Below are 21,852 nucleotides of genomic sequence, written 5' to 3'. Positions count from 1 at the left end.
ATGCAAAGTGTAGTATTATTAATATTGTTGAGTATATGTGCAGTAGAGGATTTAAAACAGAAAGAGGTAACGGTAACATATATATTGTTATTTGGAATCATAGGGGTATTCTTACATTTATTTTACCCCGGATGTTCTGTATACAGTATGCTTTGGGGACTGTTACTGGGAATTGCAGTTATGGCAATGAGTGTTTTGACCCACGGAGAGATTGGATTGGGAGACGGAATTTTGCTAACAGTAACAGGCGTATATTTAGGGGGCTATCAAAATCTGGAATTATTTTTAATTGGAATATGTCTTGCCGGAGTCTGGTCATTGGGAGTAATCCTATTAAAAAAGAAAAAACGTAAGGATAAAATTGCGTTTATGCCGTTTTTATTAATGGCATATGCATTTATGCTGGTAGTTTAACATGAGAGTGCAAGGAAGTTATACTGTAGAAGCAGCGTTGGTTGTTCCTATTGTACTAGGGTGTATCTTATTGATTCTAAGTCAAACAATCGACCTATATATAGAAGTAACAGAAACAACCCAGTATGACCGATGGTGGGAGGAGTTTCAACCGGCAGATTCTTTTCGGAAAATAGAATTTTTAAGAACGTTTGAAAATAATAGTGGGGAGGAGTAGCAATGAATATAACCTATCAGAGAAATTTGCATAAAAGTTATATGTGCATTGAAACAACAAAGGATATTGTACAATCCCACGAATTGATACTTTTGCAAAAGTATAAGGTACCGCAATTATTAGATATGCAGATAGTAATTCAAGACGGAAAAACGCAATATTGGTTTGAGGTTACAGGAAAACAGCAATTGGCAGATTATCTGGGGGGAAAACCCATAGGCATGGAAATGCTAAGAACAATTTTGTTTTCTTTAGAGCAAGTGTGCGAAAAAATGCCGGAATTTTTGCTGAAGGAAGATCGGCTTTCATTACAAAAAGAATTGATTTATGTAGATTTAGCGGATAAAACAGTACATTTTACTTATTTGCCTTTTGAAGATGGTTGTTTTCCAGAAAAATTTCAAGCTTGGATGGCAGAGACGTTAAAAGAAATTGATCATCAAGAGCAGACGTGTGTGGAATTGGCATATCAGGTTTATGAAGCTTCTATCAATGAAAATATTAGTATTCATCAGGTATTGAGGGAAGTAATGAAAAATAATGTGTTAAAACCCGAGATTCCTATTTTTGAAACAGTAGAAAAAGAGAAGAAAGCGGAATTTCTACAACGGGATTTACAAGAAGAACAAGTACTATCCCAAAAGAAAAGGATTGGAACGTTTTTGGCGGATGCAATAGCGGAGAAAAAAGAAGAAATCCAGTGGGAAATAAAAGAATATTTCCAAAGTAGAGTTCCTTCTTCCATAAGAAATTATTTGAAGTTAGATGAAAGTCAAAAAGCAAAAGAAAGTACAATATTATCAAGATTATTAAGAAAAAAATCAGGAGAAAAGGAAAAGAAAACACAAAAGGAAAAACAAAAGAAAAAGAAAACTTCAAAGAAAATGCCAATTGAAATGTATCATACCCAAAAACTATATAAAAATAAAGATCAACCAGAGGGAAAATTGGTGTACCAGGGGGAAAATCAATGTGAAGATATATGGATTCAGGGAGTAGAGTTTTTTATAGGGCGTAACTCCGGTCAGGCAGATGCCAATATAAAAACAGAGAGCATCAGCAGACTGCATGCAAAAATTTTGAAAAAAGAAGGAGAGTATTATATTGAAGACTTAAACTCTACCAATGGAACTTACTTAAATGGGGAAAAGTTAGAATATCATAAAAGTAAAAAATTAAATAAGAATGACAGGATACAATTTGGGGCAGAAGCCTATGTATTTTATTAAAATAGATTGATTTTATCAGGGAAAATTTATATACTAAGGATAGTGAAAAAATTGGAGGCAGTATATGAAGATAAATATCTATTATGGCGGAAGAGGGTTGATGGATGACCCGACAATTTATGTCATTAATAAAATGCAGGAAGTATTAACAGAGTTAAGAGTAAACGTAGAGCGATATAATATATTTGAATATAAGAATAGCATTTCCACGTTACCACAGACTATTAAAGATGCAGATGGAATCATCCTGGCGACCACAGTAGAATGGTTGGGAATCGGTGGCTATATGCAGCAGTTTCTGGACGCATGCTGGTTGTATGCAGACAAGGATAAAATAGCAACAACGTATATGCAGCCCATTGTCATGTCTACGACTTACGGGGAACGGGAAGGAGAACTTACCTTATCAAATGCATGGGAAATTTTAGGTGGACTTCCTTGCGCAGGTTTATGCGGTTATGTGGATGATTTGGTTTCTTTTGAAATGAATCATGATTATACATTGATTATTGAGAAAAAGGCAGAGAATCTGTATCGAACTATTTCTCAGAAAATCAAGAATCTTCCAACAAGTAATCAGGCAGTAAAACAGTCTGTACTGCGTACCCAGCAGATGGATTTAACACCACAGGAAAGCGAACAGCTTTCCAAGTTTGTGTCAAACGACAATTATGTAAAAAAACAGAAGGAAGACATTGAAGAGTTGACCAGTATGTTTAAGGATATGATGGGAAAGAGTGAAACGGAGGACGAGGTAGCGTATATCCATGAGTTAAAAAATGGGTTTGTACCACAGGAAGATTTCTCGGCAATCTATACATTTATGATAGAGGGCAGGAAAAAGCCATTAACCATTAATGTTCACAATGAGGAATTAAATATTCATTACGGACAGGAGGAGCATGTAGATGTATTAGCAAAACTTCCGGTTTCTGTAATGGAAGAAATCATACAAGGAAGAATGACCTTTCAGCGGGCATTTATGACAGGTGCAATGACTGCAAAGGGTGATTTTAAAACATTAAAAATGTTAGATCAGATATTTGTTTTAGGATAAGTAGGAGGTAGCACAATGAAGGACACAAATTGTATTTTTTGTAAAATTGCAGCAGGAGACATTCCATCTAAAACCATATACGAAGATGAGCAGTTTCGTGTAATTATGGATATTAGTCCGGCAACTAAGGGACATGCTTTAATTCTTCCAAAAGAGCATTATGCAAATCTGTATGAAATCCCGGAAGAAGTTGCAGCAGATGCCATGAAATTAGCAAAGAAACTGGCAAAGAAGATGAAAGATAATTTGGAATGCGATGGATTTAATTTAGTGCAGAATAATGGAGAAGTAGCAGGACAGACCGTATTTCACTTCCATATGCATTTGATTCCGCGTTATAAAAATGACGGAAATGAGAACAAGATTTGCTGGAATCATTTGGAATTGAGTGATAGTGAATTAGAAGAGATTCATCAGAAGCTGATAAAATAGAAAATAATGCAAATCAGAATTAATCTTACGTTTGGTTATGCTTGAATTTAAAGTGATTTAATAGTATAATTTCTCCGATAAGAAGTTATAACATATCGATTTAAGGAGGCACGAATCATGATCAATTGGAATAATTTGGATACAGTTCATGCATATCAGGAACTTTCCAAAGTAGTGCGCGTAAATTTGGGAGAAACTATGACAGGAGAAAATGGTGCAGAACGTGTAAAGAAGTACTCTGTACCTATGGGAGAAGGACTTGTTTATAATTATGCAGCAAAACAGGTCGATGACAATGTACTTGCAGCACTTGCAAAATTAGCAGAAGAGACTCAGCTGGTAGAAAAGTTTGAGGCACTTTACAATGGTGAAGTTGTAAATACCGGAGAAAAGCGTCGTGTACTTCATCACATGACCCGCGGACAGTTGGGAGAAGCTGTAGTAGCAGATGGCGTAGATAAGCGTACATTTTATGTAGAGCAGCAAAAGAGAATTGCAGAGCTTGCAAACAAAGTGCATAATGGTGAGATTACAAATGCAGCAGGAGAGAAGTTTACAACCGTTGTACAGATTGGTATCGGCGGTAGTGACCTTGGACCTCGTGCAATGTATTTAGCACTTGAGAATTGGGCAAAAGTAAATCATACTTTTAAAATGGAAGCAAAGTTCATCAGTAATGTAGATCCGGATGATGCAGCAGCCGTGTTAAATAGTATTGATGTAGCACATTCACTTTTTGTACTTGTTTCAAAATCAGGTACAACACTTGAGACATTAACCAATGAATCTTTTGTAAAAGATGCATTAAAGAATGCAGGCTTAGACGCTTCTAAGCATATGATCGCAGTTACAAGTGAAACATCTCCATTAGCAAAGAGTGATGACTATCTTGCAGCTTTCTATATGGATGATTATATCGGAGGACGTTTCTCTTCCACTTCTGCAGTAGGTGGTGCAGTTTTATCACTGGCATTTGGACCGGAAGTATTTGCACAGTTCTTAGAGGGTGCCGCAGCAGAAGACAAACTGGCTAAGAATAAAGACTTACTTGCAAACCCTGCAATGTTAGATGCATTGATTGGGGTTTATGAACGTAACGTATTGGGATATCAGAATACAGCAATTCTTCCATATTCTCAGGCATTGAGCCGTTTCCCAGCTCATTTACAGCAGCTTGATATGGAGTCCAACGGAAAATCTGTAAACCGTTTTGGTGAACCGGTAAATTACCAGACAGGTCCTGTTATTTTCGGTGAACCGGGAACTAACGGACAGCACTCCTTCTATCAGTTGCTTCATCAGGGAACTGATATTGTACCACTTCAGTTTGTTGGATTTAAAAACAATCAGATGGGCAGAGATGTTGTGATTCAGGATAGCACAAGTCAGCAGAAACTGTGTGCAAATGTTGTTGCACAGATTGTTGCTTTTGCATGTGGTAAAGCAGATGAAGACCGCAACAAGAGTTTTGAAGGTGGACGTCCATCCAGTATTATCATTGGTGACCAGTTAAATCCTAAGACACTTGGAGCACTTTTAGCACACTTCGAGAATAAAGTTATGTTCCAGGGATTTGTATGGAATATCAACAGCTTTGATCAGGAAGGTGTACAGCTTGGTAAAGTATTAGCAAAGCGTGTATTAGCACATGAAACAGACGGAGCTTTGAAAGTATATAGTGATTTATTAAATATTTAATAAATCAAAATAAAACCTGAGCAAGAAAAAGGGAAGATTTGAATCAACAAATCTTCCCTTTTGTGTACGATTATTTTTTAGCAGCTTCTTCAATAATTTGAACTACAGTTTCCACTGAGTTCATCTGTTTACTTTCTTTCATGGCGGTGATGTATTGGTCACGATTTTCATAGAGCTTTTGCACCGCATCTAAAAGAACTACATTACTTAAGTTCTCTTCTTCAATCACCATACTAAATCCCTGTTGTTCAAAAGAATGTGCATTTAATATCTGGTCACCACGGCTGGCATTGGCAGAAAGTGGAATCAAAATATTTGGCTTATGTAAGGCAAGTAATTCGCAGATAGAATTTGCACCGGCACGGGAAATTACAATATCTGCAAGAGCAAACATATCACTTAATTCCTGGTTAGCATACTCAAATTGAGCATAGCCTGGGGTACCATGTAAGGATTTATCCAGATTTCCTTTTCCGCACAGATGAATAACCTGATAGTTTTTTAAAAGTTCCGGCAATATGCCACGAACAACCTCGTTAATAAACTGGGAACCGCTACTTCCACCGACTACCAGAATAACAGGTTTTTCCTCTGTCAAATGGCAATAGTTCAGAGCATTTTGACGGTTACCGCTCAATAACTCGCTTCGAATTGGAGAACCGGTAAGTATGGCTTTGTCAGCTGGAAGATATTTTAAGGTTTCCGGGAAGTTACAGCATACCTTATAGGCATTTGGAATAGCAAGCTTGTTAGCAAGTCCCGGAGTAATATCGGATTCATGTATAATAGCTGGAATGTGGCAACGCTTTGCAGCAAAGATAACAGGAACAGACACAAATCCTCCCTTAGAAAAAACTACATCCGGTTTCAATTTCTTCAGAAGTTTACGCGCCTGACCGTAGCCCTTTAATACCTTAAAAGGATCGGAAAAGTTCTTTACATCAAAGTAACGGCGTAATTTTCCTGAAGAAATACCATAATAAGGAATACCACAGTCTTCAATCAGCTTCTTTTCCATTCCTTCATAGGAGCCGATGTAGTGAATATCATATCCCAGTTCTTTTAAACGGGGAAGCAATGCAATGTTGGGAGTAACATGTCCGGCAGTTCCACCACCGGTAAGTACGATTCGTTTCATTAGAACCTCCAAAATTATTTTTCAAATTATCATTACTCATTATTTTATACTCCTCTATAAAAAAGTCAAGGGAAACATGTCGTCGAAAAAGCCCGAAACATGCGATGAAAAGTGGGTTTGTCCTACTTTCCAAAAGCAGGAAACTCCATTATAATAAGAGAAGAAAAGGAGGCGGGATTATGAATACAGTAACAGATATACTGCAAAATTACGGAGAGATAGCAAAAATCGGACTGGAGGCAGTGTTTGGAATAGTGATATTGTGCCTGCTAACAGGGATTTTGAAACAGATAAAAAGATTAAATTCCAGTTTGAAGAGCATTACTGCAAATATGCAGGCGTATTTTGATGTGATTCTTACAGAAGAAGAGGAAACAGATGGTGAGCAACATATGGAACGGGAAGAGGAAATTAGAGCTAAGATAGAAGCATTGAAAAAGCAGGAAGAGGATGAACAAATCTTTAATGCTGTTTTGCAGGAATATTTTTCCTAAGACGAGATGAAACTTGCGTAAACTATGAGAAACTTGCGTAAATAAAACAAAGAGCACTACATATATTCGTGTATGTAGCGCTCTTTTGGTTTAAACATTAAATTTTGAAAATGGAAATATTCTTTTCCAAGGTAGAAGCAATATTCTGTAATTCTGCCGCATGGTCTGAAATTTCCTGCATTACGTTTGCAACTTCAATAACAGCAGCAGAGGTTTCTTCCGTACTTGCTGCATTTTCTTCTGCAATAGCAGTAAGATTTTGCACCACATCAACAATACCGCTTCTGGTAGAGTTTAACTTGTTTGTGCGGTCCGCAATCTGGGCAATGCCATTGATAGACTCTGTAATACCTGTTTCCACCTGAGAGAACACGGTTCCGGCTTTGGATACGTTTTCACTTTGTTGTTCCATAATAGTCTTTACTTCGTCCATGGTCTTTACAGCCTTTTCAGAATCTTCTAACAGTGCATAAATAACTTCATCAATTTGTCTTGCGGAGTCGTTGGACTGTTCTGCAAGTTTTTGAATCTGAGAAGCAACAACGGCAAATCCACGACCGGCTTCTCCGGCTCTTGCAGCTTCAATAGAAGCATTTAAAGAAAGTAAGTTTGTCTCATCGGCAATAGAGGCAATCAATGTAGTTGCTTCTTTAATCTTCAGAGCAGATTCGTTTGTTGTATGTGTTTGCTCGTAAATAACGTTAATAGAATCAATTGCTTTCTTATTAATAAGGTCAAGTTCCTGAAGGGTATTGTTAGCAGTATCACTGGATTCTTTAATTGCATCTGCTGCGTTATGCAGAGCAGAAACCTGAGAATTGGTATCTTCCACCATAGTACCCATGAGAACAATATCTTCGGTAGCCTTTTGTGTTTCCTGTGCCTGATTTGTTGCACCGGAGGCAATTTCAGAAACCGCTTGTTCTACGTTTTGCACGGTACCGCTTGTAGTATTTGCACTTCCGGTTAATTGTGCAGAAGTTTCATATAATAAAGCACTTTGATTTTTAATATCCGTTACAACTTGAACGAGGGATTCGCGCAGGGCAAGAAGGGCTTTTGCCATAGTGCCGCATTCATCCGAACGTTTACTGATTTTAATGGTCTTTGCATCTTCCTGAAAATCCATATCCGCTAAACGATTGATAAGGGGTGTGACCTGTAAAATAGGTCGTGTGAGTTTTGCAGTGATAAGGTAACCTACAATGCCAAGTAATACAATAATGAAAATACCGGCACCGATTGCAGTATAAAATGCCTTGTTAACAGATGCCATAACTTCGCTTTTGTCAGCGGTAAGAAGCAGGATAGCCTTTCCGTTTCCGGCAACATAATAAGAAGCATATTTTTGTGTACCGTGATATTTATATTGCTTTACGGCAGGGTCTGGAATATTTCCGTTACCGAGTTGAGTTACAACATCCTGTATAACCGAACTCTCTGCCATAGTACCAATTTTAGATTGGTCAGGGTGGTAAAGAATAGTTCCGTCAGCACTTGTTACATAGAAGTAACTGCTGTCCATTCCTTCAAGTCCAACACCACCTACTAAGTTTTCCAAACGGTCCGCATATAGGTACATAACAGAAATGTTAATATTCTGATCCAAAACACGTCCGTAAGCAGAGGTTATATCATCCATATAGTCCTTTGTCAGGGTCATAGTATTATTTCTAACAGATGGGATAATCAGTACAATACTTAATACAATACCCATAAAAATGGAACCTGTCAGAAGCATGACGATTTTTGATTTGATGGAAGAAAAGAAACCGGTTTTTGCTGATTTTCCGGAGCTTTTTTTCTGCAAATTTTTTTCTCTTTTTGGCTTTGTTGCAGCCTTTTTTACGTTACCCACAAGAATTCCTCCTTTGTTCATGCGTCTTTGCTACATTATAACATCATAATTTGTCAAATGCAATAAAAAGCGACAAAATATAAGGAAAAGAAATGGTGAAAATAGACAAAGAAAATGGGCAAAATAAGAGTAAAAAACAGCACATATTTTTGAAAACTTGACAAATTACAAAAATTTTGCTATATTGTAACAGAGTTGTAATAATTGTAACAAATTTGCATAAAATAATATAATAAAATGAAATTTATGCAGCGATGTACAATCAGGAGGTTAATTATGAAATTCAAGAAGGTTATAGAAAGCGGAATAATTGCAGGATTTGCACTTGCTATTACACTTTCAGCAGCATTTGGTACAAATCCATCTACCAAGGCGGCAAACCAGAAACCGGAAACAGAATTCGCAGAAGAGACCAAAGAAGAAAATGAAGTAGCAACCATACAGAAGACAGAAAATAATTTGGTGGCAGAGGCAGCAGAGGCAATCGAAACAGCGCAGGAATCAGTGGAAACAGAAGGCGCAGCTGTAACAGTGCAACAGACAAATGTGGAAGCACCGGTACAGATGGTAAATGAGGAAGTATCTCCATGGGCTTCAAAGCTTATGCCAAATGTAGAGGATTATCTGAATGTTCGTTCAGAGGCATCCGATGATTCTGAATTAGTAGGAAAGATTCACAAAGGAGCAGTTGCGGATATCGTAGAACGTGGCGATGTTTGGACAAAAATCAGTTCCGGAAGTGTAGAAGGATATGTAAAAAATGAGTTCTGTGTAACCGGAATTCAGGCAGAAAGTCTTGCAAATGAACAGGGAACCACATATGCTACAGCAGTAAGTGGTGGTGTGAGAGTAAGAGCACAGGCATCTTCCGAAGATGGAATAGAAATCTTAGATGTAATGGAAGAGGGCGGAAAGCTCAAGGTAGACAAAGAGGCACCACAGGTAGAAGGATGGGTTGCTGTTAAATGTAATGACAAAACAGGATATGTAAGTCAGGAATTTGTAAATGTAGAGTTAGAGCTTGGAAAAGCAATTTCCGTAGAGGAAGAAAAGGCAGCGATCGCAGCGGCAGAAGCGGAAAAGGCAAAGAAAGCACAGGAAGAGCAGAAAAAGGCTGCTAAGACACAGAAAGATGCAGTTGCAGCATCTTATGATGATGTCACATTGCTGGGAGCATTAATTCAGTGTGAAGCAGGAAGCGAGGGCTATGAAGGTCAGTTGGCAGTTGGAGCTGTTGTAATGAATCGTTATCGTGCAGGATATGCAGGAAGCATTTCAGGAGTTATTTACCAGCGCGGACAGTTTTCACCGGCATCCAGCGGAAGATTGGAAAGTGTATTAAGCAGAGGAGTTAGCGGAAGTTGTTTACAAGCAGCTCAGGAAGCAATTAACGGAGCTGATAATGTAGGCGGAGCTAAAAACTTTAAAAATGCAGCATCCGGACAGGCAGGAATCGTAATCGGAAACCATGTATTCTTTTAAATAACATACAAACGGAAAGCAGTTCTATCATTTGATAGGGCTGCTTTTTATTGCATTAAATATTGTAATCTTGGAAAAAGTATAGTAATATGGAAGAAACTATAAATTATAAAGGAGGGGAAGTTATGGAAGGGCTTTTCTGGCTGATAATGATTGTTGTAATGGCAATTATTGAGATTATAACATTGGGACTTACCACGATTTGGTTTGCCGGTGGAGCACTGGTTGCATTTATTGCTAGTTTACTTGGTGCAAGTACTCTGATGCAGTGGATATTGTTCTGTATAGTGTCCTTTATATTGCTGATATTTACAAGACCTTTTGCAATGAAGTATCTAAATCACGATAAGACCCGTACCAATGCAGAAAGTTTGATTGGAAGGGAAGCCATAGTGATTGAAACAATTGATAATCTGAAGTCAGAAGGTGTGGCAAGTGTAGCCGGTCAGGAATGGACAGCAAGAGCTGTGGATAATACCATAATTGCCAAAGACACCGTTGTTGAAATTGTAGAAATCAAAGGTGTAAAGTTAATTGTAAAGATGAAAGAACAAAAATAATAAAAAGAACAAAATATTATAAATGGAGGAGTTTATTATGCCAGGTGGATTAGTAGTATTCATTATTTTAATTGTATTAATATTAGTTTTATTAGCATCCTGTATCAAGGTGGTACCTCAGGCAAACGCAATGGTTATCGAGCGTTTAGGTGGTTACTTAGCTACATGGGGCGTTGGAATTCATTTTAAAGTTCCATTTATTGATCGTGTCGCAAAACGTGTATTATTAAAAGAACAGGTAGTAGATTTTGCACCACAGCCGGTTATCACTAAGGATAACGTAACAATGAGAATTGATACCGTTGTATTTTTCCAGATAACAGATCCAAAATTGTTTTCTTACGGAGTAGAGAATCCAATTATGGCAATTGAGAATTTAACAGCAACAACACTTCGTAACATCATCGGTGATATGGAGTTAGATGAAACACTTACATCCAGAGAGACAATCAATACCAAGATGAGAGCTTCTCTTGATGTAGCAACAGACCCTTGGGGAATCAAGGTGAACCGTGTAGAACTTAAGAACATCATTCCTCCACAGGCAATTCAGGATGCGATGGAGAAACAGATGAAGGCAGAGCGTGAACGTCGTGAAGCTGTTACAAGGGCAGAAGGAGAAAAGACAGCAACTATCCTTGTGGCACAAGGTAAGAAAGAATCTGCGATTTTGGATGCAGAGGCAGAAAAACAGGCAGCAATTCTTCGTGCAGAAGCAAAGAAAGAAGCAACCGTTCGGGAAGCAGAAGGTCAGGCAGAAGCTATTTTAAAGATTCAGCAGGCAAACGCAGATGGTCTTCGTTTCTTAAAAGAATCTCAGCCGGACGGTGCAGTACTTCAGTTAAAGAGCTTAGAAGCATTTGCAAAGGCTGCAGATGGAAAGGCTACAAAAATTATTATCCCATCTGAGATTCAGGGAATGGCAGGATTAGTAAAATCTATTGCAGAAGTAGCAAAAGAGGATAAATAAAGTAAGTCAGAACTAGAAAAGGGAGCGGGGTGTCACAATTTCGGACAGCCCGCTCTCATATGCATAGAACAGGAGTGAAAACATGAACTTAAAAGGACGTCATTTTTTAAAATTAAAGGATTACACACCGGAAGAAATTACATATCTGATAGATTTATCAGCAGAATTAAAAGATAAAAAGAAAAAAGGAATTGCACATGATGAACTAAAGGGAAAAAACATTGCCCTGATTTTTGAAAAGACAAGTACCAGAACACGTTGCTCCTTTGAAGTGGCAGCTCACGACTTGGGAATGCATGTGACCTACTTAGATCCATCCGGTTCTCAGATTGGTAAAAAAGAAAGTATTGCAGATACCGCAAGAGTGTTGGGAAGAATGTTTGACGGTATAGAGTATCGTGGATATGGACAGGACATTGTAGAGGAATTGGCACAGTATGCAGGAGTTCCTGTATGGAATGGTTTGACCAACGAGTTTCACCCTACACAGATGATAGCAGACATGCTTACCATAAGAGAACATCTGGGACATTTAAAAGGTGTAAAATTTGTTTATATGGGAGATGCTCGTTATAATATGGGAAATTCCCTTATGGTAACTTGTGCAAAGCTTGGTATGAACTTTGTAGCATGTACCAATAAAAACTACTTCCCGGATAAAGAATTGGTAGCTTACTGTGAATCCGTAGCAAAGGAGACTGGAGCAACTATTACGCTTACCGAAGATGTTATAGAAGGAACCAAGGATGCAGATGTTATCTACACAGATGTATGGGTATCTATGGGAGAACCAGAAGAAGTATGGGAATCCAGAATCAAAGAATTATTGCCATATCAGGTAAATAAAAAGGTAATGGAAAACGCAGGAGAAAAGGCAATTTTCATGCACTGTTTACCGGCATTCCATGACTTAAAGACCGGAATTGGTCGCCAGATTCACGAAAAATTCGGCTTAAGTGAAATGGAAGTAACAGACGAAGTATTTGAAAGTAAACAGTCAGTAGTATTTGATGAAGCAGAAAATCGTATGCATAGCATAAAAGCAATTATGTATGCAACATTAAAATAAACAGGGTAAAATCATGAAGACAAAAATATTGCAGATATTACGTCAAAGTGAAGCATACATATCCGGACAGGAATTATGCGAAAAATTGGGAGTTTCCAGAACCGCGGTGTGGAAGGCAATTAAGCAGCTTCGGGAACAGGGATATAAAATAGAAGCGGCACAAAACAGAGGGTACCGTCTGTCTGCTGTGCCGGATGTGTTATCCAAACAGGAAATTGTAAGCTGTATGCACACCAAATGGCTGGGACACAAGGTATTTTATTATGATGAAATTGATTCTACCAATACGGAGACGAAGCGTAAGGCAGAAGAAGGTGAACCACACGGAACACTTGTAGTTGCCGATATGCAAAGTGCAGGTCGCGGTAGAAGAGGAAGAGATTGGAGTTCCCCACATCATCAGGGAATCTTTTTTACCATATTGTTAAGACCCAAAATCGAGCCTGTGAACGCACCAATGCTGACACTTGTAATGGCAATGGCGGTGGCACGAGGTATTTCAGAAAGTACCGGATTAAAGGCGCAGATTAAGTGGCCAAACGATATTGTCATAAATGGAAAAAAGGTAGTGGGAATTCTTACGGAAATGAGTGCACAGATAGATTATGTAAACCATGTGGTAATCGGAACAGGAATCAATGTACATCAGTCATCTTTTCCGGAGGAATTGGCGCAAAAGGCAACATCAATCGATATAGAAAATGAAAAGCTGGGAGGAGCAAAGATATCCAGAGCACAGCTTTTAGAGAAAATTTTAGAGCAATTTGAAATATATTATGAAAAATATATAAAAACACAGGACTTATCCGGCTTAATGGAGGAATATAATCAGGAACTTGTGAATAAAAACCGCAAAGTTCGCGTATTAGATCCTTTAGGAGAATTTGAAGGACAGGCACTTGGGATCAATGCACATGGTAGTCTTTTGGTAGAAAAGGACAGTGGAGAGACAGTGGAAATTTCTTCCGGAGAAGTATCTGTTCGTGGAATTTACGGATATGTATAAAGGAGAACTTATGGAACGGGAAGAAGTAATTTTGTGCGGTTCTAGCGCATATACCCAGAAATATTATTTAAACGAGGCATTTGAAGGGCTTCCGGAGAGTATCAAGGATGAGTTGAAAATCATGTGTGTACTGTATACAGAAGATATTGGTGGTGTACTTACACTGATATTTGATGAAGAAGGCAATCTGAACTTTCGTACAGTAGCGGATGAAGGAGACTTACTGTATGATGAAATCGGAAGTGTGCTGAAGATTAAGCAGTTCCAACAGACGAAACGTGAATTACTGGAGTCACTGGAAATGTATTATAAAGTGTTTTTCCTTGGAAAAGAACTAACAGAAGAGGAATTGGAGGATTAAGTCTATGTTATTAGGTGTAGATGTAGGAAATACCAATATTACCTTTGGTGTATTTAATGGTGCAGAGATTGAAGCAACGTTTCGTATGACAACCAAGCTGCTTCGTACTTCAGACGAGTATGGAATATGTATTCGTGATTTGTTAAAACATAACGGAATCGATTACGAGGAGATTAACGATGTAATTATTGCTTCTGTTGTGCCAAACGTAATGCATTCGCTGTTAAGTTCTTTTATAAAATATTTTGGCATTAATCCGGTAATTGTGGAGCCGGGAATTAAGACAGGGATTCGCATTGCAACAGAAAATCCAAGACAGATAGGAGCGGACCGTATTGTAGATGCGGCTGCCGCTTATGAATTATATGGTGGACCGATATTTGTTATTGATTTTGGAACCGGAACCACATATGATCTGGTAGATGGGAACGGAGCATTTTTATCAGGAGTAACAGCACCCGGTATTCGAACTTCTGCAAAAGCATTGTGGGAAGATGCAGCGAAACTGCCGGAAATCGAGATTCGTAAGCCGGCAAGTATTCTGGCAAAAGAAACTATTAGCAGTATGCAGGCAGGATTGATTTACGGTCAGATTGGACAGACAGAATATATCATTCAAAAGACCAAGGAAGAAACCGGCTGGCACGATATGCAGGTAGTTGCAACCGGGGGACTTGGAAAGATTATCGCAAAGGAAACAAAAATGATAGATATCTACGACCCGAATCTGACGCTTCAGGGATTACGCCTGATATATAATAAGCAAAATCGGGGAAAATAAAGGTATGGAAAAACTAACAATCGGAAATATAACATTAGAAAATAATCTGGTATTAGCACCCATGGCAGGAGTAACAGACCTGCCATTTCGTGTGTTATGTAAAGAACAGGGAGCAGGACTTATCTGTATGGAAATGGTAAGTGCCAAGGGAATTTACTATAACAATAAAAATACAGAGATTCTCCTTACCACCACAGAGGAAGAACGTCCGGTGTCCCTTCAGCTATTTGGCTCAGACCCTAAGATTATGAGCGAGATGGCAAAAAAAATCGAAGAACGCCCATTTGATATTTTAGATATTAACATGGGATGTCCTGTGCCCAAAGTAGTAAACAACGGGGAAGGCTCTGCACTGATGAAGAATCCCAAACTGGTATATGAAATTGTTTCTGCTATTGTAAAAGCTATTCAAAAGCCGGTTACGGTAAAGATTCGCAAAGGCTTCGACGAGGAACATGTCAATGCAGTGGAAATTGCAAAAATTGCGGAAGAGGCAGGAGCTGCTGCGGTTGCGGTGCATGGAAGAACCAGAGAACAGTATTATGCAGGAAAGGCAGACTGGGATATTATCCGTCAGGTAAAAGAGGCAGTTTCCATTCCGGTCATCGGAAATGGAGATATTCTTACCGCAGAAGATGCTTTGAAAATGAAAGCTCAGACCAATTGCGATGGCTTTATGATTGGACGGGGAGCACAAGGAAATCCATGGATATTCCGTCAAATCTTACATTCCTTAGAAACAGGGGAAGAATTGCCAAAGCCGTCCATGGAGGAAGTGACAGAGATGTTGCTGCGTCATGCCAGGGCGCAGATTGCCTTTAAAGGAGAACTGGTAGGAATTCGTGAAATGCGAAAGCATGCAGCATGGTATACCAGCGGCTACAAGAACTCTGCCAAACTTCGTGGAAAAATTAACGAAGTGGAGACTTACGAAGATTTAGAGGCATTATTCCGAAGTGTTGCATCATATACTAGAGAAAAACAGTAGTAGGATTCGTGTATGTTGAAATGGCTGAAACGCTTTTGGTGTTTCAAAGAAAATCCCAAGGAAGACAAGCAAACAAAGGAAGTACAACAAAATCCGTTTCTTGTGTATTTTCGAAGGATTATAGAACAGATACTTGAAAAATACGAAATACCCTATGGTGCATTTCGCCCACTTTTGCTGGATCAGGACACAGAACCGGAATCCATGCTTTCTCAGGATGATGTAGCAGTGGTTTTAGAACAAATATCGGAAGATTTGAACTTCTTACGGATTGCAACGGAGCGACCGGCATATTTTTCCGAGTATATAGAAAAAATGTATGTGGAAAATGGACTGGTAGTGCAATTGGAAGCAAAGAATGATTTTTCTCTGGAAGGAATCAATGTGGTTTTGGATATGGAACAGAAAAGTGGAATTTTAAGAGAGTGTATCAATGAGAAAATTCATTATATTCCAATCTACAAAAAACCTTGGAATCAAGGGGAAAATCTTGACATTTCAGTACCTATTGGGTATAATATTGTGATTGTTAAAGGAATATAAAAATAATAATGATAAATAGATAGAGGAAAGGTGTAACGCTTTATGGAAAAGAAAAAATTATTGACTTATGAAGGTTTACAGAGATTAGAAAACGAGTTACAGGATTTAAAGGTAGTAAAAAGAAAGGAAGTTGCTCAGAAGATTAAGGAAGCAAGAGAGCAGGGTGACCTTTCCGAAAATGCAGAGTATGATGCTGCAAAGGATGAACAGCGTGATATTGAAGCTCGTATCGAAGAAATCGAAAAGATTTTGAAAAATGCAGAAGTAGTAGTAGAAGACGAAGTGGATTTAGATAAAATCAATGTTGGATGTCGTGTTAAGATTTACGACTGTGAGTTTGAAGAAGAGTTAGACTACAAAATCGTAGGTTCTACCGAAGCAAACAGCCTTCAGGGTAAGATTTCTAACGAATCTCCAGTAGGAAAAGCTTTAATCGGAGCAAAAGTAGGAGACGTAGTAAAGGTAGAGACTCAGGCTGGTGAGATAGAATACAAGGTATTGGGAATCCAGCGTTCCAATTAAGAGGAGGATACAAATGGCTCAGAATAATAATGGACAAGAGCAGGACATTAACCAGTTATTAAAGGTTCGTCGTGAAAAATTACAGGATTTACAGGAAAACGGAAAAGATCCTTTTCAGATTACAAAGTATGATGTGACACATCACAGTCAGGAAATCAAAGACAACTATGATGAATTAGAAGGAAAGACAGTTTCTGTTGCAGGAAGAATGATGTTCAAGCGTGTAATGGGAAAAGCTTCGTTCTGTAATGTACAGGATTTGCAGGGAAATATTCAGGCATATGTTGCGAGAGATAATATTGGTGAAGATTCTTACAAGGACTTCAAGAAATATGATGTAGGTGACATTCTTGGTATTAAGGGAGAAGTGTTTACCACTAAGACCGGCGAAAAGTCTATCCATGCAACAGAAGTAACTTTGTTATCAAAGAGTCTTCAGATTTTACCGGAGAAGTTCCATGGTTTGACAGATACGGATGTGAGATATCGTCAGAGATATGTAGACCTTATCATGAACGCAGATGTAAAAGATACTTTTGTAAAGCGTTCTAAGATATTGAGCACAATCCGCAGATTCTTAGATGGACAGGGATTTATGGAAGTAGAGACTCCAATGTTAGTATCAAATGCAGGTGGTGCAGCAGCAAGACCATTTGAAACACATTTCAATGCATTAGATGAAGATTTGAAGTTGAGAATTTCTTTGGAATTATACTTAAAGAGATTAATCGTAGGCGGAATGGAAAGAGTCTATGAAATCGGACGAGTATTCCGTAACGAAGGATTAGATACCAGACATAATCCAGAGTTTACATTAATGGAGTTATATCAGGCATATACAGATTATCACGGCATGATGGATTTGACCGAGAATTTATATCGCTATGTGGCAAAAGAAGTAACCGGTTCTGAAATCTTAACATACGGAGACAAAGAATTAGACTTGTCTAAGCCATTTGAGCGTATTACTATGGTAGACGCTGTTAAGAAGTATTCCGGTGTAGACTTCAATGAGATTCATACCTTAGAAGAAGCAAGAGCCATTGCAAAAGAAAAACATGTAGAGTTTGAAGAAAGACATAAGAAGGGTGATATCCTGAACTTATTCTTCGAGGAATTTGTAGAGGAACACTTGATTCAGCCAACCTTTGTTATGGATCATCCAATCGAGATTTCTCCATTGACCAAGAAGAAACCGGAAAATCCAGATTATGTAGAACGTTTTGAGTTCTTTATGAACGGATGGGAAATGGCAAATGCTTATTCTGAGTTAAACGACCCAATCGACCAGAGAGAACGTTTCAAGGCACAGGAAGAATTATTAGTTGCCGGAGATGACGAAGCAAACCACACAGATGAAGATTTCTTAAATGCGTTGAGCATTGGTATGCCACCAACAGGAGGAATCGGATTCGGTATCGATAGAATGGTTATGATGATGACAAATAGCCCGGCAATCAGGGATGTGTTGTTGTTCCCGACGATGAAGAGCTTGGATAAATAAAGCCTTTATTTATAAGGGTTTAAGCGTATGGAAGTCAAAAATTGCGACCGATTTGCGACCAAATAAGTAAATAAAGAGAACACGCTAACAAGACACCTCAACCTCGTTTAGAGGGAGGTGTTTTGTTTTATAAAAAGATAATAGGGTAACTCAGAAATCAAGGAGTGAAATTTTTTGTGAGATATTTAGGAAATAAAGAATCAATTTTAAAAGATATAGAAGATTTATTAAATGCCAAAGGACTATTGAATCAAAATTTGACTTTTTTTGATGCATTCTGTGGTACTGGAACTGTTGCAGATTATTTTAAACAATATTATGAAATAATTATAAATGATAATTTAACGTGGTCTACGGTTTATGCAAGAGGAAAAATCTGTTCAAGTCAATGTAATTTTGAAAAATTAGGATTTAATCCGATTGAATATTTAAATAGTTGTAAAGATAGTTTGAAAGGTTTTAACTATAATAATTATGCTCCAACTACAAGTAAAAGAATGTATTTTACTTGTGAAAATGCAGGAAGAATTGACTATTTTAGAGCACAAATAGAAGAATGGTGGGAAAAAGGGTTATTATCAGAAGATGAGTATTGTTATTTACTTGCATGTCTGATTGAATCTGTCTCAGATGTTTCTAATACCGCAGGAGTATATGGTGCTTTTTTAAAACAATGGGATAGCAGAGCCTTGAAAGAAATTAGGTTTAGTGAAGTTGATTCTGTTGATTGTGATGTTAAGTCATTTAAGTTATATAATGATAAAATAGAAAATATTATTGCAGATATTGAGTGTGATATATTGTATCTTGACCCACCATATACGCAAAATCAATATGGTACACAATATCATTTGCTTGAAACATTAATTTTGAATGATGAACCAGAAATAAGTAAAGTAACTGGGTCAAGAAAAACAGCTCCAATGCGTTCTGATTGGTCAAAAGAGTATAAAGCAAATATACTTTTTGATAAAGTTATGTCGAAAACAAAAGCGAAATATGTAGTGCTTAGTTATAATAACGATGGATTTATGTCAAAAGAATTTATAGAGGCTTCAATGAAACGATATGGAAAACCAGAAACATATCAGTGTATTGATATTTCTTATAAAAAGTATCAAAATTGGAAATCAAATAATTCAAAAGAACATTTTGAATATCTATTTTTTGTTGAAATGAAAGATGTAAAGGATATATATTATGAGTCTCCATTAAACTATATTGGAAGCAAGGGAAGAATTGTAAATGAAATATTTGAAAAAGTTCCTGATAATGTTGAGATGTTTGCAGACGTATTTGGTGGAGGATTTAATGTAGGAATCAATAGTAATGCACCAATGGTTATATATAATGACATAAATTATTTTGTTGAAGAAATAATAAGGTCATTTAAAGAGAATGACACTTATCAATATTTGTTATATATGAAAAAAATCATAAAAAAATTTGGATTAGAAAAAGCTAATTCAGATGCTTATAGGGAAGCTAGAAGTTATTATAATGAACTGCCTATCCAGAAAAGAGACCCAAGAATGTTGTTTACCATTATTTTATATGGTTATCAACAACAAATTAGATTTAACAGTAAACATGAGTTTAATAATCCAGTTGGAATGCGGTGGTTTAATGATAAAGTACTTGAAAAAATGATAAGTTTTTCTCGAATAATAAAAGAAAAAAATATTATTTTTAACAGTACAGACTACAATGAAATTATTGAAAATGCTGATGAAAATACTTTTATTTATCTTGACCCACCATATCAGTTAACAACGGGTTCGTATAATGATGGAAAGAGAGGGTTTAATGGATGGAATGAAGATTTAGAAAACTCTTTATTAAAAAATTTAAACATATTGAATGAAAAAGAAATTAAATTTATGTTATCATATGTGGTAGAACATAAAGGGAGAAAAAATGAAAATATTATTAAATGGGTGCAAGATAAAGGGTATAATTTAATCCCTTTGGGAGAAGTATTAGGAATTTCTGGAAGCAAAAGAAAGGAAGTGCTAATTACAAATTATGATATATAGAGAAAAGCCGCATTTCATTATTAAAAAGAATTTGCAAAAGTCAAAACAAAAAGGTATATATTTTAGCGATATTGTAACACCAAGTATATTAGAAGATGTTTGTTATCGTATAACGAATCAGAAAGAATTTACATATGAATATGTTGAAAATGATTATTCTGATGAATTTGTTCCAAAATCCTATAATAAAGGGCGATTGGCAATTATGCAATTTGAAGATGAAGTGAATTATATAACATTTTCTGAAAAAGAAATAGGTGGAAGAAATTCTAGTGTACAAAGTGTTCCAACTGCATTTAATATTTATTATACTAATCCGTATCCGAAGAAGAGATTATACTATTATTTTTTAGATGTTGTTGGAAACGCAGAAACAGATTATCAGATTTTAATGTATAGACTTATGAATACAGTAGGCTGTTGTTTTTTGAATGCAGATGAAACACTATCTTCTAAAATAGAAGCTTATAATTCTGTGGAAGATATTATGTTTAATCGAAGAATAAATGCAGGAAAAAATAAAAGTAATAATTCTACTTATATTACAAAAAGTAATTCTTCTCAAATTGAAGTATATGGAAAAACATATGGTGCGAATAAATATGAAACCAGCATGATATGTTATGCCTTGTCAATGCTTCGGAATGAGAAACAAAAAATTACGTTGTATGAGATTTTAGAGGGAGATTTAAAAGAATTACCAGAGGCAAGTTTAAATGTGATACGTTTAATGGGTGGAATTGATGTTGTTGCTACGGATAGAATGTTAGAAAAAAGAGCCTTTGAGGAAAATAATAGTTTACGTTCACCTAAATATATCTACAATTTGGGAATGAAATTAGGAAAGAAACATTGTGCCTTTTGTAATTGTGAAATTCCTTCTTTAATTCAAGGTGCACACATATGGTCTGTGGCGGATATAAAGAAAGAGGTATTGTTATCTTTTGATGAAAAATTGAATTTCGCTACGGATGGAGAAAACGGACTATGGTTATGTGAAAATCATCACAAATTGTTTGATGATAATATATTAAGATTGAATGAAAAAGGGCAATTATATTATTCTGATGATGTGGAAAAAAGGCATATTATTTATTTAGACGATATAACAAAAAGAAAACAGCTTAGTGGTGAAATTATGACAAAGAAATTCCAAGAATATATATGGAGGAGGAATAAGGCTATATAAATAATAGAAGAAAAAATTTTTTTAAAAGCAACTGGCAATTTGCACAAAAAATATTGATAAAAAAAGAAAGCAACTGAACTAGAAAAATCAATCTTAAAAGGTTAAAAACACATATCTGTTAAAAGATGAGGAAACTCGCAACTTGAAGAAAAGACTGCTCAAAAATGTTTGGGCAGTCTTTTTTGAATTTATAGGAAATTTCTCAAATCGTCAGAAATAGTGTATAATGAACTAGAAATAAAAAATGACATGACAAAAGAGCGAATGGTGGATTCGCCATGACGTTGTTTATGAAGTTTTTTGT

General features: G+C 36.8%; 21 protein-coding genes and 1 pseudogene. 20 read left to right on the top strand and 2 right to left on the bottom strand.

What is annotated here, in order from left to right:
• From KQI83_RS08560 to KQI83_RS08535, 6 genes are all read left to right on the top strand, one after another.
• Window positions 1-414 carry a prepilin peptidase gene (locus KQI83_RS08560; protein WP_216556663.1) on the top strand — a complete coding sequence of 138 codons (414 nt, stop codon included), beginning with the start codon at window positions 1-3 and terminating at the stop codon, window positions 412-414.
• A gap of 1 nt (window position 415) precedes the next feature.
• Window positions 416-631, top strand: coding sequence for a hypothetical protein (locus KQI83_RS08555; RefSeq protein ID WP_216556661.1), 216 nt, complete (start codon window positions 416-418; stop codon window positions 629-631).
• A 2-nt stretch (window positions 632-633) separates the two neighbouring features.
• The gene (locus tag KQI83_RS08550) at window positions 634-1,860 is read left to right on the top strand and encodes a DUF6382 domain-containing protein (RefSeq protein ID WP_216556659.1); all 1,227 of its coding nucleotides are present in this window, start codon (window positions 634-636) and stop codon (window positions 1,858-1,860) included.
• Window positions 1,861-1,924: 64 nt separating this feature from the next.
• Window positions 1,925-2,917: an SCP2 sterol-binding domain-containing protein gene (locus KQI83_RS08545; protein WP_216556657.1), complete on the top strand. Its 993-nt coding sequence runs from the start codon at window positions 1,925-1,927 to the stop codon at window positions 2,915-2,917.
• A 15-nt stretch (window positions 2,918-2,932) separates the two neighbouring features.
• Window positions 2,933-3,349, top strand: coding sequence for an HIT family protein (locus tag KQI83_RS08540; protein WP_216556655.1), 417 nt, complete (start codon window positions 2,933-2,935; stop codon window positions 3,347-3,349).
• A 117-nt stretch (window positions 3,350-3,466) separates the two neighbouring features.
• Complete coding sequence (locus KQI83_RS08535; protein ID WP_216556653.1) at window positions 3,467-5,047, top strand: glucose-6-phosphate isomerase; 1,581 nt, start codon at window positions 3,467-3,469, stop codon at window positions 5,045-5,047.
• Window positions 5,048-5,117: 70 nt separating this feature from the next.
• Here the strand turns inward: KQI83_RS08535 and KQI83_RS08530 are convergent, their stop codons facing one another.
• Window positions 5,118-6,185 (bottom strand): undecaprenyldiphospho-muramoylpentapeptide beta-N-acetylglucosaminyltransferase, encoded by a 1,068-nt coding sequence (locus KQI83_RS08530; RefSeq protein ID WP_216556652.1) that lies wholly within the window; start codon window positions 6,183-6,185, stop codon window positions 5,118-5,120.
• A gap of 179 nt (window positions 6,186-6,364) precedes the next feature.
• Here KQI83_RS08530 and KQI83_RS08525 point away from each other — a divergent pair, with 179 nt between their 5' ends.
• Window positions 6,365-6,679 (top strand): hypothetical protein, encoded by a 315-nt coding sequence (locus KQI83_RS08525; protein WP_216556650.1) that lies wholly within the window; start codon window positions 6,365-6,367, stop codon window positions 6,677-6,679.
• Between the two features lie 97 nt (window positions 6,680-6,776).
• Here KQI83_RS08525 and KQI83_RS17090 read toward each other — a convergent pair whose 3' ends face one another.
• Window positions 6,777-8,537 carry a methyl-accepting chemotaxis protein gene (locus tag KQI83_RS17090; protein ID WP_216556648.1) on the bottom strand — a complete coding sequence of 587 codons (1,761 nt, stop codon included), beginning with the start codon at window positions 8,535-8,537 and terminating at the stop codon, window positions 6,777-6,779.
• 276 nt (window positions 8,538-8,813) lie between these two features.
• On the opposite strand from KQI83_RS17090, the gene KQI83_RS08515 reads away from it, so the two are divergent.
• The 13 genes and pseudogenes from KQI83_RS08515 to KQI83_RS08455 all read left to right on the top strand — a co-directional run bounded on the left by KQI83_RS08515 (window position 8,814) and on the right by KQI83_RS08455 (window position 21,548).
• The gene (locus tag KQI83_RS08515; protein WP_216556645.1) at window positions 8,814-10,019 is read left to right on the top strand and encodes a cell wall hydrolase; all 1,206 of its coding nucleotides are present in this window, start codon (window positions 8,814-8,816) and stop codon (window positions 10,017-10,019) included.
• A 125-nt stretch (window positions 10,020-10,144) separates the two neighbouring features.
• On the top strand, window positions 10,145-10,579 hold the full coding sequence (locus KQI83_RS08510; RefSeq protein ID WP_216556643.1) for an NfeD family protein: 435 nt from the start codon (window positions 10,145-10,147) through the stop codon (window positions 10,577-10,579).
• A gap of 37 nt (window positions 10,580-10,616) precedes the next feature.
• Window positions 10,617-11,549: an SPFH domain-containing protein gene (locus tag KQI83_RS08505; protein ID WP_216556641.1), complete on the top strand. Its 933-nt coding sequence runs from the start codon at window positions 10,617-10,619 to the stop codon at window positions 11,547-11,549.
• Between the two features lie 82 nt (window positions 11,550-11,631).
• On the top strand, window positions 11,632-12,618 hold the full coding sequence (argF, locus tag KQI83_RS08500; protein WP_216556639.1) for an ornithine carbamoyltransferase: 987 nt from the start codon (window positions 11,632-11,634) through the stop codon (window positions 12,616-12,618).
• 13 nt (window positions 12,619-12,631) lie between these two features.
• Entirely contained in the window at window positions 12,632-13,624 is a 993-nt protein-coding gene (locus tag KQI83_RS08495; protein ID WP_216556637.1) for a biotin--[acetyl-CoA-carboxylase] ligase, read from the top strand.
• 10 nt (window positions 13,625-13,634) lie between these two features.
• Window positions 13,635-13,985 (top strand): DUF6145 family protein, encoded by a 351-nt coding sequence (locus tag KQI83_RS08490; RefSeq protein WP_216556635.1) that lies wholly within the window; start codon window positions 13,635-13,637, stop codon window positions 13,983-13,985.
• 4 nt (window positions 13,986-13,989) lie between these two features.
• On the top strand, window positions 13,990-14,766 hold the full coding sequence (locus tag KQI83_RS08485; protein ID WP_216556633.1) for a type III pantothenate kinase: 777 nt from the start codon (window positions 13,990-13,992) through the stop codon (window positions 14,764-14,766).
• Between the two features lie 4 nt (window positions 14,767-14,770).
• The gene (gene dusB, locus KQI83_RS08480; RefSeq protein ID WP_216556632.1) at window positions 14,771-15,754 is read left to right on the top strand and encodes a tRNA dihydrouridine synthase DusB; all 984 of its coding nucleotides are present in this window, start codon (window positions 14,771-14,773) and stop codon (window positions 15,752-15,754) included.
• A 12-nt stretch (window positions 15,755-15,766) separates the two neighbouring features.
• A complete protein-coding gene (locus KQI83_RS08475; protein WP_216556630.1) occupies window positions 15,767-16,297 on the top strand; it encodes a hypothetical protein in 531 nt (176 codons plus the stop codon).
• 42 nt (window positions 16,298-16,339) lie between these two features.
• Window positions 16,340-16,819 carry a transcription elongation factor GreA gene (gene greA, locus KQI83_RS08470; RefSeq protein ID WP_216556628.1) on the top strand — a complete coding sequence of 160 codons (480 nt, stop codon included), beginning with the start codon at window positions 16,340-16,342 and terminating at the stop codon, window positions 16,817-16,819.
• A 13-nt stretch (window positions 16,820-16,832) separates the two neighbouring features.
• A pseudogene (gene lysS / locus KQI83_RS08465) lies at window positions 16,833-18,314 on the top strand (lysine--tRNA ligase); the annotation flags it as partial.
• Window positions 18,315-18,499: 185 nt separating this feature from the next.
• Window positions 18,500-20,359, top strand: a complete 1,860-nt coding sequence (locus KQI83_RS17085) for a DNA adenine methylase (protein ID WP_216556624.1) — start codon at window positions 18,500-18,502, stop codon at window positions 20,357-20,359.
• A complete protein-coding gene (locus KQI83_RS08455) occupies window positions 20,349-21,548 on the top strand; it encodes an HNH endonuclease signature motif containing protein (RefSeq protein ID WP_216556622.1) in 1,200 nt (399 codons plus the stop codon). The genes KQI83_RS17085 and KQI83_RS08455 overlap by 11 nt, the downstream gene beginning before the upstream one ends.
• The last annotated feature ends 304 nt before the right edge of the window (window positions 21,549-21,852 follow it).

It is taken from the genome of Roseburia sp. MSJ-14 (assembly GCF_018918225.1).
In the GTDB taxonomy this organism is placed as follows: Bacteria; Bacillota; Clostridia; order Lachnospirales; family Lachnospiraceae; genus Petralouisia.
The sequence above is the reverse complement of the archived record's forward strand: the minus strand, read 5'-3'. Positions and strand labels throughout refer to the sequence as shown.

Bases quoted from the DNA above. Each gene is read 5' to 3' on its own strand.
- KQI83_RS08560 (WP_216556663.1), top strand. From the start codon at position 1: ATGCAAAGTGTAGTATTATTAATATTGTTGAGTATATGTGCAGTAGAG.
- KQI83_RS08555 (WP_216556661.1), top strand. From the start codon at position 416: ATGAGAGTGCAAGGAAGTTATACTGTAGAAGCAGCGTTGGTTGTTCCT.
- KQI83_RS08550 (WP_216556659.1), top strand. From the start codon at position 634: ATGAATATAACCTATCAGAGAAATTTGCATAAAAGTTATATGTGCATT.
- KQI83_RS08545 (WP_216556657.1), top strand. From the start codon at position 1,925: ATGAAGATAAATATCTATTATGGCGGAAGAGGGTTGATGGATGACCCG.
- KQI83_RS08540 (WP_216556655.1), top strand. From the start codon at position 2,933: ATGAAGGACACAAATTGTATTTTTTGTAAAATTGCAGCAGGAGACATT.
- KQI83_RS08535 (WP_216556653.1), top strand. From the start codon at position 3,467: ATGATCAATTGGAATAATTTGGATACAGTTCATGCATATCAGGAACTT.
- KQI83_RS08530 (WP_216556652.1), bottom strand. From the start codon at position 6,185: ATGAAACGAATCGTACTTACCGGTGGTGGAACTGCCGGACATGTTACT.
- KQI83_RS08525 (WP_216556650.1), top strand. From the start codon at position 6,365: ATGAATACAGTAACAGATATACTGCAAAATTACGGAGAGATAGCAAAA.
- KQI83_RS08515 (WP_216556645.1), top strand. From the start codon at position 8,814: ATGAAATTCAAGAAGGTTATAGAAAGCGGAATAATTGCAGGATTTGCA.
- KQI83_RS08510 (WP_216556643.1), top strand. From the start codon at position 10,145: ATGGAAGGGCTTTTCTGGCTGATAATGATTGTTGTAATGGCAATTATT.
- KQI83_RS08505 (WP_216556641.1), top strand. From the start codon at position 10,617: ATGCCAGGTGGATTAGTAGTATTCATTATTTTAATTGTATTAATATTA.
- argF (WP_216556639.1), top strand. From the start codon at position 11,632: ATGAACTTAAAAGGACGTCATTTTTTAAAATTAAAGGATTACACACCG.
- KQI83_RS08495 (WP_216556637.1), top strand. From the start codon at position 12,632: ATGAAGACAAAAATATTGCAGATATTACGTCAAAGTGAAGCATACATA.
- KQI83_RS08490 (WP_216556635.1), top strand. From the start codon at position 13,635: ATGGAACGGGAAGAAGTAATTTTGTGCGGTTCTAGCGCATATACCCAG.
- KQI83_RS08485 (WP_216556633.1), top strand. From the start codon at position 13,990: ATGTTATTAGGTGTAGATGTAGGAAATACCAATATTACCTTTGGTGTA.
- dusB (WP_216556632.1), top strand. From the start codon at position 14,771: ATGGAAAAACTAACAATCGGAAATATAACATTAGAAAATAATCTGGTA.
- KQI83_RS08475 (WP_216556630.1), top strand. From the start codon at position 15,767: ATGTTGAAATGGCTGAAACGCTTTTGGTGTTTCAAAGAAAATCCCAAG.
- greA (WP_216556628.1), top strand. From the start codon at position 16,340: ATGGAAAAGAAAAAATTATTGACTTATGAAGGTTTACAGAGATTAGAA.
- KQI83_RS08455 (WP_216556622.1), top strand. From the start codon at position 20,349: ATGATATATAGAGAAAAGCCGCATTTCATTATTAAAAAGAATTTGCAA.